The organism is Mycobacterium sp. Root135 (genome assembly GCF_001426545.1).
Taxonomy (GTDB): Bacteria; Actinomycetota; Actinomycetes; order Mycobacteriales; family Mycobacteriaceae; genus Mycobacterium.
This window is the reverse complement of record NZ_LMEZ01000007.1, coordinates 520,917-535,177: the sequence shown is the minus strand read 5'-3', so window position 1 is coordinate 535,177 and position 14,261 is coordinate 520,917. Positions and strand designations below refer to the sequence as shown.

Here is a 14,261-nt window from a genome sequence, read left to right as displayed (position 1 = left end):
CGTGCCGCCACGACACTCCACTTCGGTGCGACGATGGGACGGGTGAGACGAACGCATGTGGAGGGCGAGGTCGTGAACCGTCAGCAGACACACCGGCTAGGGCTCGTGGGAGTGGCGCTGGGGGCGGTCGTGGTCGCCCTGTCGGCGTCCACGGCGACCAGCGTCGCGGCGCCCCCGGCGACCGACACCCGCGGCTTCGTCGACTCCACCGCGCGGTGCGCCGCGCCGAGCACCGCGGTCGCCTACGGCTACACGGCGACCTCACGCGTGGCGATCTGCAAGGACGAGTCCTCCGGGCAGCTGCAGTACCGCGGGGTTCGGGTCACCGACGGCGCTCGGCTGATCCTCGCGGCGACGTCGACCAATCGTGGGTACGTCGCCGAGAACGACGGGATCACCTACACCGTGAGCTCGAACGCACTGGTCATCAGCAGCGGCAGCACGCAGATCAGAAGCGAGTCGATGGTCGACTTCCACGGGTCGGCACCCAGTTCGACGTCCGGCTCGTCATCCTCGACCTCCACGTCGTCGGCTCCCTCGACCTCCACCAGCCCGACGCAGTCGAGTGCGATCCCGGAGACCACGACGCCGTCGACCCCGCTTCCGCCACCGCTGCCTGCGGAGGTCGGGGCTCGCTAAACCGTCGCAGTCGGCGCACCCGTCACGACGCAGTGGGTTTGGCTGTAGATCGTCGCCATGCACTTGTTGCAGTGCGTGCACAGGGACCGCACGGAGTGGGCGTCGCCGTCGGCCTTGATGCGGTTGACCAGGTCGGGCTCGGCGAGAACGGCGCGGCCCATCGCCACGAAGTCGAAGCCCTCGGCCATCGCCAGGTCCATCGTCTCGCGATTGGTGATGCCGCCCAACAGGATCAGCGGCATGTGGAGTTCGGCGCGGAACTGCTTGGCCTGATCCATCAGATAGGCCTCGCGGTATGGGTACTCCCGAAGGAACTTCTTGCCCGACATGCGGATGCCCCACCGCAGGGGCGGCTTGAACGCGTTCGCGAACTCCTTGATGGGGGCGTCACCGCGAAACAGGTAGAGCGGGTTCAGCAGCGAACTGCCCGCGGTGAGTTCCAGCGCGTCCAGCCCGCCGTCTTCCTGCAGCCACGTCGCGGTTTGCAGGGACTCGTCCAGCGAGATGCCGCCGCGGACGCCGTCGGACATGTTGAGCTTGGCCGTCACCGCGATCCGGTCGCCGACCGCCTGCCGCACGGCCCGCACCAGGCCGCGGGCCACCTTGGCGCGGTTGGCCAGCGAGCCACCGAACTCGTCGGTGCGCCGGTTGATCAGCGGGCTGAGGAACGAGCTCGCCAGATAGTTGTGGCCGAGGTGGACCTCGACGGCGTCGAAGCCGGATTCGACGGCCAGCCTGGCGGCGTTGGCGTGCGCGGCGGTGATGTCGTCGATGTCGGCACTGGTGGCCTTCTTGGCGAACCGCATCGACAGTGGGTTGAAGAAGCGCACGGGGGCGAATGCCTTGGCCCCGTTGGTCCGTGAGTTGGCGACGGGACCGGCGTGGCCGATCTGGGCGCTGATCGCCGCGCCCTCGGCGTGGATCGCGTCGGTGAGGCGGCGCAGTCCCGGTACGGCTTCCGGTCGCATCCAGAGCTGCCAGCCGTCGGTTCGTCCGCCGGGGGACACCGCGCAGTAGGCGACGGTCGTCATTCCGATCCCGCCTGCGGCGGGCAGCCGGTGGTAGCGGATGAGATCGTCGGTGACCAGCGCATCGGGGGTCGACGCCTCGAAGGTCGCCGCCTTGATGATGCGGTTGCGCAGGGTCACCGGGCCGAGCTTGGCCTCGCCAAACACGTCGGTGAACACTTTGGCGGGAGTGTCCATTTTGGCAGCTGACCATGGCGTGCGGCGCAGTGTCAATGAGGGGCTCACGAGGGCTGGTGTCAGAATGGTGCCCGTGGGTGCGATGACGTTGGACGGCAAGGCAACGCGCGACGAGATATTCGTCGACCTCAAGCAGCGGGTGGCGGCGTTGACCGCCGCGGGCCGCACGCCCGGGTTGGGCACGGTGCTCGTCGGCGACGATCCCGGTTCCCAGGCCTACGTGCGCGGCAAGCACGCCGACTGCGCGAAGGTCGGCATCAACTCGATCCGACGCGATCTGCCTGCCGACGTCAGCCAGGCGACGCTCGACGCCACCATCGACGAGCTGAACGCCAACCCGGACTGCACCGGGTACATCGTGCAGCTGCCGCTGCCCAAGCATCTCGACGAGAACGCGGCGCTGGAGCGCATCGATCCCGCCAAGGACGCCGACGGTCTGCATCCGACCAACCTGGGGCGGCTGGTGCTCAACGAAGCGGCGCCGCTGCCGTGCACGCCGCGTGGCATCGTGCACCTGCTGCGCCGGTTCGAGGTGCCGATCGCGGGCGCGCACGTGGTGGTGATCGGTCGTGGCGTCACGGTCGGTCGGCCCATGGGCCTGCTGCTCACCAGGCGTTCCGAGAATGCCACGGTGACGTTGTGCCACACCGGAACCCGTGACCTTCCCGCGTTGACGCGGCAGGCCGACGTCATCATCGCGGCGGTCGGGGTGCCGCACATGGTGACCGCCGACATGGTCAAGCCGGGTGCTGCGGTCGTCGACGTGGGGGTGAGCCGCGACGCGGCGGGCGCGCTCGTCGGCGACGTACACCCGGATGTCTGGGACGTGGCGGGTCACGTGTCGCCCAACCCGGGGGGCGTCGGCCCGCTGACGCGGGCGTTCCTGCTGAGCAACGTGGTGGAACTCGACGAGGCGAAATACCGGTGACCGCACGGGGATTGGCGCACAGGGTCTTCGCGGGCCAGTGGCCGATCCTGACGGTCGGGTTGTTCCTGCTTGCCGCGTTCGGTCTGGTGGTGGCGGGTTACTGGCGGCGCGGAGCGCTGGTGCTGGCGATCGGCGTCGGCGTGGCGGCGGCCATGCGGTTGGCGTTGACCGACGACCGGGCCGGGTTGCTGGTGGTGCGCTCGCGGACGGTCGACATCGTCACCACGGCAACGGTGAGTGCGGCGTTGGCCTACATCGCGCTGACCATCGATCCGCTCGGCACCAGCTAGCTCGGCGGCGCCGAGATGAGGCGCCCGAGTTCGTCGAGAACGGTTTCCGCCGTGGCGAGATCGCCTCGAAGGTCACGGTCCTCCTCGCCGCGGGGCAGGTCGGCGGCGAGCGCGAGCGCGCGTCCGAGCACTCCGCCGAAGCGGTCCACGATGCCCCGCTGTCTCAGCAGTCGCACCGCACCGACCAGTTCGCAGCAGAGCAGGACGCGGTAGGCGGCGACGGACCTCTCCAATTGGAGGACGCCCTGGGATGCGAAGGTGGCGTCCTCCTCGGCGCCGCGGGACAGCACCAGGGTCCCGACCGACGCCGGTTGCGCGGCGTTGCGGATCTCGGCGATGGCCCCGGCCGCGACGTATTCGACCATCATCAGTCCCGACGACCCGTCCGAGTCCGCGGCGAGGAAGGCGTTGCCGCCGTTGGTCTCCGGATCGTTGAGCATTCTGATCCGAGAATGGGTGATGGGCGCGGTCAGGGCGAGGGCCAGGGTCGCTCCGTCGAGTTCCAGCGACAACGCCGCCTGGTAGAAGGCGCCGTGGTGGACGACTTGGTCGCCGTCGACGTCGAAGAGGGGATTCTCCTGGGCGGAGTTCATCGTTCGTTCCAGTTGCGCGACAAGCGAATCCAGCGATGCGACGACGCTGGCGTGGGCGACCGGATAGACCCTGAGCCCGTAGGGGTCCTGGATGCGGGCGGGCGGGCGGTCGGTCAGGTCGTCGGCGAACAGCGACCGCAGTCGGCTCGCCACTGTGTCCACCTTGGGGGCGGCGGCCGATCTGGCAGCGACCGGGGAGAACGCCGACGGATTCCCGTCGAGGGCAAGGAAACTGAGCATGTAGATCACGCTCGAGGCGCGCTCGAGACGGTTCAGCTCGTCGACCGCGAGACAGCTGCGGCCGACCGTCAGCGCGCTGCTGCTCATGAACGGCAACGCACTGTCGGCGCCCCACGGGGGCATTGGCGTCAGTGGCGCGGTGGCGGGTCGTTCGCCGATCAGGGTGAGCGCGGTGCCGGCGAGCGCCGCGAGGTCACCGGTACCGATGGAGGCGTACTGCAGCACCTCGGGCAAGGCGTCGTCGTTCAGCATCCGCGCGAGCCCGGTCAGGATCGCGGGGTCGAGACCCGCACCGGGAACGCACAACTGGATCAGGCGGACGGCCAGCATCGACCGAACCGTCCTCGCGCTCAACGGATCACCGGCGTCGACCGAGTGACTGCGCAGCAGCCGCATCCCGAAGTCTCGGTCGTCGGTCGGGATCGCTGCCATCCGGTTGGCGCCGACGCCGGTCGTGCGGCCGTAGGTGGCGATCCGAGTACTCAGTTCGGCGGCCTGATCGTGCACGCGGTCGACGGCGTCGACGACCTCCGCCGGAAGCGAGACGGCGGCGCGGCCGTCGGCCAACCCCACGACGTCGCCGACCGTCATGGTCCCGCTCAGCTCGATCATCAAGGATCTCCTCGTTTTTCCACCATGGGCGCGCGACGGGACCTATCATCACCGAAGGCTGATGATTCCACCAGATGGAATCGAGATTTTACCTAGCAGCAACACAAGGGCAGTTACGCGAAACGCTGCCGTCGTACCCTTCGTGCCGAGAGGAGGTCACGTTGGCCGATCAAGCAACCCGGACAGTCGAGCGAGCGCTCGCCCTCCTGGCAAGCGTCTGTGACCGCGGCGGGGCAAATCTCGCCGACACCGCCAGGGAGTGCGAGCTGGCCCCGAGCACGGCCCTTCGGCTGCTTCGCACCCTGGAGGCCACCGGGTTCGTGCGCAAGGACGAATCCGGCAACTACCGCCCGGGAAGCCGAATCATCCAGCTCGGCGCCCAGGCCCTCAGCGACGAGTCGCTGGTCGACCTCGCCGGGCCTGCCATGAACGAGCTCGCCACCGCAACGGGCGAGTCGGTGTACCTCAGCGTCGTCGGGCACGCCGCCACCGCGGTGTACATCAACATCGTCGAGGGCACGCATTCGGTGCGTCACGCCAGCTGGGTCGGCCGCACCGTACCGCTGGACGTCTCGGCGGCCGGACATGCATTGCGCGGCAAGGTGTCCGAGGACGGTTACGTCATCGTCGAACGGGGCGTCGAGGCCGACGTCACCGCGATCGCCTGCCCGGTGTACTCGCAGCGCAGGATCGTCGCCGCGATGAGCCTCGTCATTCCGAGCTATCGGCTCAGTGCGGATCAACGGACGCAGTACGGTCGAATGATGATCGCGGCCGCGGCAGACGTGTCGGCCCGGCTGAGCAGTCCCACCGAAGTACGCACCCCAGAAGGATCGTCATGATCACATTCCACAACGTCTCAAAGGTGTACCCCGACGGGACCGTGGCGGTCGACGGTCTCGACGTCACGGCCCCCAACGGCAAGATCACCGTCCTGGTCGGTCCGTCGGGCTGCGGCAAGACGACTTCCATGCGGATGATCAACCGCCTGATCGAACCGAGTTCGGGGACAATCGAACTCGACGGCGTCGACACCCAGACCCTGGACCGCGTCGCCCTTCGGCGCAGGATCGGCTACGTCATCCAGAACGCCGGTCTTTTTCCGCACCGCACGGTCGTCGACAACGTCGCCGCCCTGCCCCGTCTGCTCGGCGGCGGGAAGAAGCAAACCCGTTCCGCGGCAATGGAACTGCTCGAACGCGTCGGACTGGACGCCAAGTTCGCCCAACGATATCCGTGGCAGCTCTCCGGCGGCCAGCAGCAACGGGTGGGGGTGGCCCGCGCCCTGGCCACCGATCCGCCCTTCCTGCTGATGGACGAACCCTTCAGCGCCGTCGACCCGATCGTCCGAAACCAGTTGCAGGACGAATTCCTTCGGCTCCAGGCCGACATCTCCAAGACCATCGTGATGGTCACCCACGACATCGACGAAGCCCTCAAGCTCGGAGACCAGGTCGTGGTGCTTCGCCAAGGCGGAACGCTGGCCCAGGCCGCCACCCCCGCCGATTTGCTCGCCGCCCCCAAGGACGCCTTCGTCGCCGACTTCGTCGGATCCGCCCGTGGGTACCGTGCCCTGGGCTTCCACACCTGCGACGACCTGCTCGCCCTCGTCGACGAGCCGACGATCCAGGTGGGACAGGGCATCTCGTCCATCGGGACATCCCACGACAGGTGGGTCCTGGTGGTCGACGCGGCCAACGCGCCGATCGGCTGGGTCGACACCGCCAACCTGCGGGGCGACCGCGTCACCGACGGTGACGTCAACCTCAGCGCCACGTCTGCCCGCAGAAGTGACCCCCTTCGCGATCTGCTCAACTCGGCGCTGTCGAGTCCGAGCGGCCGGTGCGTCGTCACCGACGACGCGGGGGCACTGCTCGGCACGGCCACCGACCACGACGTGATCGACGCGATCGCGCGGGCCAAGGACGCTCGGAGCGCGGGAGTTTCGGCATGAACTGGATATCGTCCAACATCGGTCGCATCGTCGACCTCACCATCAGCCACGTGTGGTTGACCCTGGTGCCTACCGTCATCGGCCTGCTGCTCGCGCTGCCACTGGGGTGGTGGGCGCACCGGTCAGGGCGCGGGTACGCGGCCATCGTCGGCACCGCGGGGCTGCTGTACACGATTCCGTCGCTGGCGCTGTTCATCATCCTGCCGACGATCCTCGGCACCAAGATCCTCGATCCGGTCAACATCGTCGTCGCGCTGACGCTGTACACCCTGGCGCTGCTGGTGCGCGTGGTCGCCGACGGGCTCGGTTCGGTACCGCACGACACCGTGGCCGCCGCCGAGGCGATGGGCTACCGCAGTTGGCAGCGACTGCTGCTGGTGGAACTTCCCGTGGCGGTCCCCGTCATCGCGGCCGGACTTCGGGTGGCGGTGGTGTCCAACGTCAGCATCGTGACGATGGCTGCGCTGCTTGGCATTCCGCAGCTTGGCTCATTGTTCACGCAGGGCTTCCAGCTTCGGCTCTACACGCCGCTGGTGACCGGTGTCGTCCTGTGCGTCGTGCTGGCAGTGGTGTTCGACGGCCTCATCATCTGGGGCAACAAACTCGCCACCCCGTGGCGGCAACGGACGGTGACCTCGTGAACATCTTCGGCTGGCTCACCGACCCCGCCAACTGGGCCGGGTCCGACGGCATTCCGACGCAGATCGGCTATCACCTGCTGTACTCCGGCATGGCTCTGCTGGTGGCCCTGGCGATCGCGGTGCCACTGGGGATCGTGATCGGCTACACCGGCCGCGGCGAGGCGTTGGTCGCCGGATCGGCGAACGCGTTGCGGGCGCTGCCGTCCCTTGGACTACTCGTCCTGCTGTTCCTGATCATCTCGCCAGTCGTCGCCGGTCAACTCGTCTACGTGTTGCCGACCATCGTGGTGCTCGTCCTGCTCGCGGTGCCGCCGATTCTGACCGGCACCTACGCCGGCATCCAGAACGCCGACGCCGACGCCGTGGGCGCCGCCCGCGGGATGGGCTACACCAAGCAACAGATCCTGGTCAGGGTGCAGCTGCCGTGTGCCTTGCCGCTGCTGCTCTCGGGCATCAGGGGCGCCACCCTGCAGATCGTCTCGACGGCCACCATCGCGGCCTACCTCGGTCTGCAGGGGCTCGGACGGTTCATCCTCGACGGCCGCGCGCAGGCCAACTTCAGCCAAATGGCAGGCGGCGCAATACTCGTCGCCGCGCTCGCGCTGTTGCTGGAGTTCGGGTTCGCCTGGTTCGGCAGGCTCGTCGTGTCACCGGGACTGCGCCGTTCCACGAAGAAGTCGTCGAAAGTCCCCACAGATCCCGCTATTCAGGCCGCCGCCTAGGTGCCACCCCGGCACCGCCCAACAAGGAGAATCATCATGAAGAGACGCGCCATCCTTTCGGCGTTCGCCCTTACGTCCGTGCTCGCCCTCAGCGCGTGTGGAGGTGGGGGATCGGACCCCCTGTCCGGCGACGGGAACGACAAGGGGTCGGCCGGCTCCGAGGTGATCATCGGCTCCGCGGACTTCACCGAGAGCCAGCTCATCGCCAGCATCTACTCCCAGGCGCTGCAGGCGAAGGGCGTCAAGGTCAAGGAGCAGTTCAACATCGGCAGCCGCGAGGTCTACATCGCGGCGCTCAAGGACGGGTCGATCGACCTCGTCCCCGAGTACTCCGGTGCAATGCTGAGCTACCTGGACCCGAAGTCGACCGCCGCGACCAAGGATGCGGTGATCACCGAGCTGACCGGCAAGATGCCGCAGGGACTTTCGCTGTTGACGGCCTCGCCCGCCGAGGATAAGGACGTCGTGGCCGTCACCAAGGCCACCGCCGACAAGTACCAGCTCAAGACCCTGTCGGATTTGGCACCGCACGGCGGCGAAATGGTCCTCGGTGCGGCGGCGGAATGGAAGACCCGCCAGCAGGGCGTCGTCGGGCTGCGTGACGTCTACGGCATCAACTTCAAGGACTTCGTCACGCTCGACGCGGGTGGCACCCTGACGATGGCGGCGCTGACCAACGGCCAGATTCAGGCGGGCAACCTGTTCAGCACCGATCCCGGTCTGAAGAGCAACGACCTCGTCGCACTGGACGACGACAAGTCCCTGTTCGCCTCCGAGAACGTCGTCCCGGTCATGAAGACGGCTAAGGAGACCGACACCATCACCAAGACGCTCAACGCCGTCTCCGCGAAGCTCACCACCGACGACCTCATCACGATGAACGCCGAGGCCGCCACGGGCACCAACCTCGCCGACATCGCGAAGAAGTGGCTTGCGGGCGCAGGCATCACCGGTTCCTAGGAAATTCGACAAAGGACGTCTTTGACATGAGCACCACCTCCGGGCCTGCCTCCGTCGCCGGACCCCGCCCCGTCCGCGCCCCGCGCGGGACCGACATCTCCTGCAAGGGTTGGCAACAGGAAGCCGTCCTGCGAATGTTGATGAACAACCTCGATCCCGAGGTGGCCGAGCATCCCGACGACCTCGTCGTCTACGGCGGCACGGGGCGGGCCGCCCGCAGCTGGCCGGCCTTCGACGCGCTGGTCCGAACCCTTCGCAGTCTCGAGGGCGACGAGACCATGCTGGTCCAGTCCGGCAAGCCGGTCGGGGTGTTCCGCACCAACGTCTGGGCGCCCCGGGTCCTGATCGCCAACTCGAATCTGGTTGGCGACTGGGCGAATTGGGAACAGTTCCGCAAGTTGGAGGCGCTGGGGTTGACGATGTACGGCCAGATGACGGCCGGGTCGTGGATCTACATCGGCACCCAGGGCATCCTCCAGGGCACCTACGAGACGTTCGGGGCGATCGCCAAGAAGAAGTTCGGCGGCACGCTGGCCGGCACCATCACCCTCACCGGTGGCGTCGGCGGCATGGGCGGTGCGCAGCCGCTGGCGGTCACGATGAACGAGGGCGTCGCCATCTGCGTCGACGTCGACGAGACGCGCATCGACCGGCGCATCGCCAAGCGCTACCTCGACGTCAAGGCCACCGACCTCGACGACGCCCTGGCCAAGGCGATCGAGGCGCGGGATGCCAAGCGGCCCCTGTCGATTGGAGTGGTTGGCAACGCCGCCGAGGTGTTTCCCGCCCTGCTCGAACGCGACGCGCCGATCGACATCGTCACCGACCAGACCTCGGCGCACGACCCGCTGTCCTACCTGCCACTCGGGATCGACCTCGAGGACATGAAGAAGATGGCCGACAAGGATCCCGCGTACTTCACCGAGCAGGCGCAGGAGTCGATGGCCAAGCAGGTCGCCGCCATGGTCGGCTTCCTCGACAAGGGCGCCGAGGTGTTCGACTACGGCAACTCCATCCGCGACGAAGCCCGAAAGGCCGGCTACGACCGCGCCTTCGACTTCCCCGGCTTCGTGCCCGCCTACATTCGGCCCCAGTTCGAAGAGGGGCTGGGCCCGTTCCGTTGGGCCGCCCTGTCCGGTGACCCGAAGGACATCGCCGCCACCGACAAGGCCATTCTGGAGCTCTTCCCGGACAACGAGCATTTGCGACGGTGGATCACCATGGCGGGTGAGCGCGTCGAGTTCGAGGGGTTGCCCGCTCGCATCTGTTGGCTCGGCTACGGCGAACGGCACCGAGCCGGCCTGAAGTTCAACGAGATGGTCGCCTCCGGCGAGGTGTCCGCTCCGATCGTCATCGGCCGTGATCACCTCGACTCGGGGTCGGTTGCCTCGCCCTACCGCGAGACCGAGGCCATGCTCGACGGTTCCGACGCGATCGCCGACTGGCCGCTCCTCAACGCGTTGCTGAACACGGCATCGGGTGCGACGTGGGTGTCGATTCACCACGGCGGTGGGGTCGGCATGGGCCGCTCCATCCACGCCGGGCAGGTGTCGGTGGCCGACGGGACCGAACTCGCGGCGCAGAAGCTCGAACGCGTGCTGACCAACGACCCCGGCATGGGCGTCATCCGGCACACCGACGCGGGGTACGAGTACGCCGCCGAGGTGGCCGCCACGCGGGGAGTGCGAATCCCGATGCAGGAGAGCGAATGACCTCGTTCGACTCGATGTGGGGAGCCATCCTCGACGTCGGCCAGGACACCAACACCAGGGGGTATCGCCGGTTCGCCTGGTCGGATGCCGACCTGACGCTCCGGGAGTGGTTCCGCGACTCCGCCGGGTCGCGGGGGATGTCCTTCGAGGAGGACCGCAACGGCAACCTGTGGGCGTGGTGGCTGCCGGAGGGGTGGACCGGCGAACCGACGGGCGCCTTCGTCACCGGATCGCACCTCGACTCGGTGCCCGACGGCGGCGCCTTCGACGGGCCGCTTGGGGTCGTCTCCGCGTTCGCGGCGGTCGACATCGTGCGGGATCGCGGTGTGGTGCCGACGATTCCCGTTGCGGTGGCGGCATTCTCCGACGAGGAGGGTGCCCGCTTCGGGGTCGCCTGCGTCGGATCGCAACTCGTGACCGGTGCCCTCGGTGCCGACCGGGCCCGTGGACTGCGTGACAACGACGGGGTCACTCTCGCCGAGGCGATGACGCGCGCCGGTCGCCGGCCCGAGCACCTCGGAGTCGACGACGCCATGCTCAAGCGCATCGGCGTCTACGTCGAACTGCACGTCGAGCAAGGCCGGGCGCTGGACCTCGTCGACCGACCGATCGCCGTGGCGTCGTCGATCTGGCCACATGGGCGCTGGGAGTTCGTCTTCGACGGAGCAGCGAACCACGCGGGCACCACGCGGCTGGCCGACCGGCGGGATCCGATGCTGGCCTTCGCGTCCTCGGTGCACGCCGCCAGGTCGGCGGCGGCCAAGCACGAGGCGGTCGCGACGTTCGGCAAGGTGCTGGTGTCGCCCAACGGGGCCAACGCGATCCCGTCCCGGATCCGGGCGTGGCTGGACGCCCGTGCCGCCGACGAGGCGACGTTGACGGCGCTGGTCGAGCAGATCAGCAGGGAAGCCGGGGGATTCGCGTCCTCTGACGACGTCGACCTCCACGTGACGGTCGAATCCGTCACGCCCATCGTCGAATTCCCCGAAGGTCCGCGGGCCCGGCTGCAGCGTGCGCTGTCGCGTCTCGGTGACGTGCCGGTGCTGCCCACCCAGGCGGGCCACGACGCGGGCATCCTGTCGGCCAAGGTGCCGACGGCAATGCTGTTCGTGCGCAACCCGACCGGGGTGTCGCACTCCCCGGCGGAGCACGCCGAGACCGCGGACTGCCACGTCGGTGCGGAGGCGCTGGCCGACGTCATGACGGAGTGGGTGGGGTGAGCACCTGGTGGTGTGAAAACGCCTGGCTGGGCGGAGCCATGGTCGCCGAGCGGGTGTCGATCTCGGTGTCCGACGGCAGGATCGCCTCGATCGAGGTCGGCGTCGACGCGCCTGCCTCGGCCCGGCGGCTCCCTGGGCTCGTCGTGCCCGGTCTGGCGAACGCGCACTCGCACGCCTTCCATCGCGCGTTGCGCTCGCGGACGCAGCGGGATCGTGGCTCCTTCTGGACGTGGCGCGATCTGATGTACCGCGCGGCGGGTCGGCTCGATCCCGACGGCTATCGGCGGCTGTCGCGCGCCGTGTACGCCGAAATGGCGCTGGCCGGCATCACGTCGGTCGGCGAATTCCACTACCTGCATCACGACGTCGGCGGGGTGCCCTACGCCGACCCCAACGAGATGGGCCTGGCCCTGATCGCCGGTGCCGCGGACGCCGGTGTGCGGCTGACACTGCTCGACACGTGCTACCTGAGTTCGGGCGTCGACGGTGCGCCGTTGGCCGAGGGCCCGCAGCAGCGCTTCGGCGACGGCAGCGGCGACCGCTGGGCCGACCGCGTCGAGGAACTTCACCGCCAGGTGTCCGCCGATGATCGGGTAATCGTCGGCGCCGCACTGCATTCGGTACGCGGCGTGCCGCCGGCGCACATGCCCGCCGTCGTCGAATGGGCGGCCGCGCACGAAGCGCCGCTGCACGTGCACTCGTCGGAACAGACCGCCGAGGTCGACCAGTGTCTGGCCGTGCACGGCGCCACCCCGACGGCGCTGCTGCGCGACGCCGGTGTGCTCGGCCCGAGGACCACCGCGGTCCACGCCACCCACCTGACCGACGAGGACCTCGCCGATCTCGACCGCACCGCGACCGGGGTCTGCTTCTGCCCGACCACCGAGCGCGACCTCGGGGACGGTATCGGCCCGGCCGCCGCGCTGCTGGCGGGCCGCGGGCTGTTCAGTCTCGGGTCGGACTCCCACGCGGTGGTCGACCTGTTCGAGGAGGCGCGCGCCACCGAACTCGACGAGCGCCTGGCCCGCCGTGAGCGCGGGATCGTCGCGGCCGAAAGACTGCTCGGCGCAGCCACTCTCGACGGCCAGCACGCGCTGGGGTGGACGGATGCGGGTGTCTTGCAGGTCGGTGCGCGCGCCGACCTGGTCGCGGTGGACCTGGAGTCGGTACGCACCGCAGGTGGTGGCGCCACCGTCGAGAACGTCGTGTTCGCGGCCACCGCCGCCGACGTCACCGACGTCGTCGTCGACGGCCGCGTCGTCGTCGCCGATCGGCGGCACTTTGACGTCGACGACGTGGGTGCCGCACTGGCCGAGACCATTTCGGCGCTGATGGAAGGATCCGTTCGATGACCACGCTGTACACCGGGATCGGCGAACTCGTCACCAACGATCCGAGCCAGGACGACGGGAGCGTTCTCGGGATCGTGACCGACGGCGCGGTGGTCGTCGATGGTGACCGCGTCGCGTGGGTCGGACCACGGGGGCACGCCCCCGACGCCGACTCCCGCGTCGACCTCGCCGGCGCCAGCGTCATCCCCGGATTCGTGGACAGCCACGCGCATCTGGTGTTCGCGGGGGAGCGGTCCGCTGAGTTCGCGGCGCGGATGAGCGGGCAGTCCTACGCGGTGGGCGGCATCGCCACCACGGTCGCGGCGACCAGGGCGGCCGACGACTCGACCCTGGACCGCGGTCTGGATCGGCTCACCGGCGAACTGCTCCGCGGCGGGGTGACGACGTTCGAGACCAAGAGCGGTTACGGCCTGACCGTCGCCGACGAGGCTCGCGCACTGCGGCTGGCGCGCGCGTTCACCGACGAGACGACGTTCCTCGGTGCGCACGTCGTGCCGCAGGAATACCGCGACGACCGCGACGCGTACGTAGACCTGGTCGTCGGCCCGATGATGGAGGCCTGCGCGCCGCTGGCCCGCTGGGTCGACGTGTTCTGCGACAGGGGCGCCTTCGACGTCGACGAAGCACGGACGATCCTGCAGGCGGGGATGGCCGCGGGTCTGGTGCCGCGTCTGCATGCGGGTCAGCTCGAGCTGGGTGCGGGCATCCAGTTGGCCGTCGAGTTGGGGGCCGCGTCGGTGGACCACTGCACCTACGCCTCCGACGCGGACGTCGAGGCGCTTGCCGCCGCGGCCGACACCACGGTGGCGACGTTGCTCCCCGGCGCCGAATTCTCCACTCGCGCAACCTGGCCCGACGCCCGGCGATTCATCGACGCGGGTGCCACGGTCGCGTTGGCGACGGACTGCAACCCGGGGTCGTCGTTCACCTCCAGCATGTCGTTCTGCATCGCCGTCGCGGTGCGCGACATGTTCTTCACCCCCGCCCAAGCGCTGTGGTCGGCGACGGCCGGAGGCGCGAAGGCCCTGCGTCGCGACGACGTCGGGGTTCTCGCGGTCGGTCGACGGGCGGACTTCGCCGTGCTGGACGCCCCGTCCTACGTCCACCTGGCCTATCGTCCCGGCGTGCCACTGGTGCGCGACGTGATCGCCAACGGAGTGCTGCTGCCGCGGGCATGAATTGCCTGCCGGGCA

At 68.9% G+C, this 14,261-nt stretch carries 14 protein-coding genes; 12 read left to right on the top strand and 2 right to left on the bottom strand.

The genetic code is table 11. The features are described 5' to 3' along the window. The first annotated feature begins 42 nt into the window (after positions 1-42). Positions 43-639 carry a hypothetical protein gene (locus tag ASD37_RS22725; protein ID WP_156721030.1) on the top strand — a complete coding sequence of 199 codons (597 nt, stop codon included), beginning with the start codon at positions 43-45 and terminating at the stop codon, positions 637-639. Here the strand turns inward: ASD37_RS22725 and ASD37_RS22720 are convergent. After that, on the bottom strand, positions 636-1,844 hold the full coding sequence (locus ASD37_RS22720; RefSeq protein ID WP_056556832.1) for an NADH:flavin oxidoreductase: 1,209 nt from the start codon (positions 1,842-1,844) through the stop codon (positions 636-638). The genes ASD37_RS22725 and ASD37_RS22720 overlap by 4 nt on opposite strands. Before the next feature lie 73 nt (positions 1,845-1,917). On the opposite strand from ASD37_RS22720, the gene ASD37_RS22715 reads away from it, so the two are divergent. Together ASD37_RS22715 and ASD37_RS22710 are read left to right on the top strand one after the other, a co-directional pair. Next, positions 1,918-2,772, top strand: a complete 855-nt coding sequence (locus tag ASD37_RS22715) for a bifunctional methylenetetrahydrofolate dehydrogenase/methenyltetrahydrofolate cyclohydrolase (protein WP_156721029.1) — start codon at positions 1,918-1,920, stop codon at positions 2,770-2,772. After that, positions 2,769-3,062: a DUF3017 domain-containing protein gene (locus ASD37_RS22710; protein ID WP_056556825.1), complete on the top strand. Its 294-nt coding sequence runs from the start codon at positions 2,769-2,771 to the stop codon at positions 3,060-3,062. The genes ASD37_RS22715 and ASD37_RS22710 overlap by 4 nt, the downstream gene beginning before the upstream one ends. Here ASD37_RS22710 and ASD37_RS22705 read toward each other — a convergent pair. Continuing rightward, complete coding sequence (locus ASD37_RS22705) at positions 3,059-4,507, bottom strand: aromatic amino acid lyase (protein ID WP_056556822.1); 1,449 nt, start codon at positions 4,505-4,507, stop codon at positions 3,059-3,061. The two genes, ASD37_RS22710 and ASD37_RS22705, sit on opposite strands and share 4 nt — an antisense overlap. Positions 4,508-4,668: 161 nt before the next feature. On the opposite strand from ASD37_RS22705, the gene ASD37_RS22700 reads away from it, so the two are divergent. The 9 genes from ASD37_RS22700 to hutI are packed head-to-tail and all read left to right on the top strand — an operon-like array spanning position 4,669 to position 14,246. Continuing rightward, on the top strand, positions 4,669-5,349 hold the full coding sequence (locus ASD37_RS22700) for an IclR family transcriptional regulator (RefSeq protein WP_056556820.1): 681 nt from the start codon (positions 4,669-4,671) through the stop codon (positions 5,347-5,349). Then, on the top strand, positions 5,346-6,461 hold the full coding sequence (locus ASD37_RS22695; protein ID WP_056556817.1) for an ABC transporter ATP-binding protein: 1,116 nt from the start codon (positions 5,346-5,348) through the stop codon (positions 6,459-6,461). The genes ASD37_RS22700 and ASD37_RS22695 overlap by 4 nt, the downstream gene beginning before the upstream one ends. Beyond that, a complete protein-coding gene (locus ASD37_RS22690; protein ID WP_056556814.1) occupies positions 6,458-7,102 on the top strand; it encodes an ABC transporter permease in 645 nt (214 codons plus the stop codon). The genes ASD37_RS22695 and ASD37_RS22690 overlap by 4 nt, the downstream gene beginning before the upstream one ends. Beyond that, the gene (locus ASD37_RS22685; protein ID WP_082570338.1) at positions 7,075-7,824 is read left to right on the top strand and encodes an ABC transporter permease; all 750 of its coding nucleotides are present in this window, start codon (positions 7,075-7,077) and stop codon (positions 7,822-7,824) included. Before ASD37_RS22690 ends, ASD37_RS22685 begins: the two co-directional genes overlap by 28 nt. A 36-nt stretch (positions 7,825-7,860) precedes the next feature. Next, positions 7,861-8,784: an ABC transporter substrate-binding protein gene (locus tag ASD37_RS22680; RefSeq protein ID WP_056556811.1), complete on the top strand. Its 924-nt coding sequence runs from the start codon at positions 7,861-7,863 to the stop codon at positions 8,782-8,784. A 26-nt stretch (positions 8,785-8,810) separates the two neighbouring features. After that, positions 8,811-10,496: a urocanate hydratase gene (gene hutU, locus ASD37_RS22675; protein ID WP_056556807.1), complete on the top strand. Its 1,686-nt coding sequence runs from the start codon at positions 8,811-8,813 to the stop codon at positions 10,494-10,496. Then, positions 10,493-11,716, top strand: a complete 1,224-nt coding sequence (locus tag ASD37_RS22670; RefSeq protein ID WP_056556804.1) for an allantoate amidohydrolase — start codon at positions 10,493-10,495, stop codon at positions 11,714-11,716. The genes hutU and ASD37_RS22670 overlap by 4 nt, the downstream gene beginning before the upstream one ends. Beyond that, on the top strand, positions 11,713-13,068 hold the full coding sequence (locus ASD37_RS22665) for a formimidoylglutamate deiminase (protein ID WP_200959962.1): 1,356 nt from the start codon (positions 11,713-11,715) through the stop codon (positions 13,066-13,068). The genes ASD37_RS22670 and ASD37_RS22665 overlap by 4 nt, the downstream gene beginning before the upstream one ends. Next, positions 13,065-14,246 carry an imidazolonepropionase gene (hutI, locus tag ASD37_RS22660; protein ID WP_056556801.1) on the top strand — a complete coding sequence of 394 codons (1,182 nt, stop codon included), beginning with the start codon at positions 13,065-13,067 and terminating at the stop codon, positions 14,244-14,246. Before ASD37_RS22665 ends, hutI begins: the two co-directional genes overlap by 4 nt. The last annotated feature ends 15 nt before the right edge of the window (positions 14,247-14,261 follow it).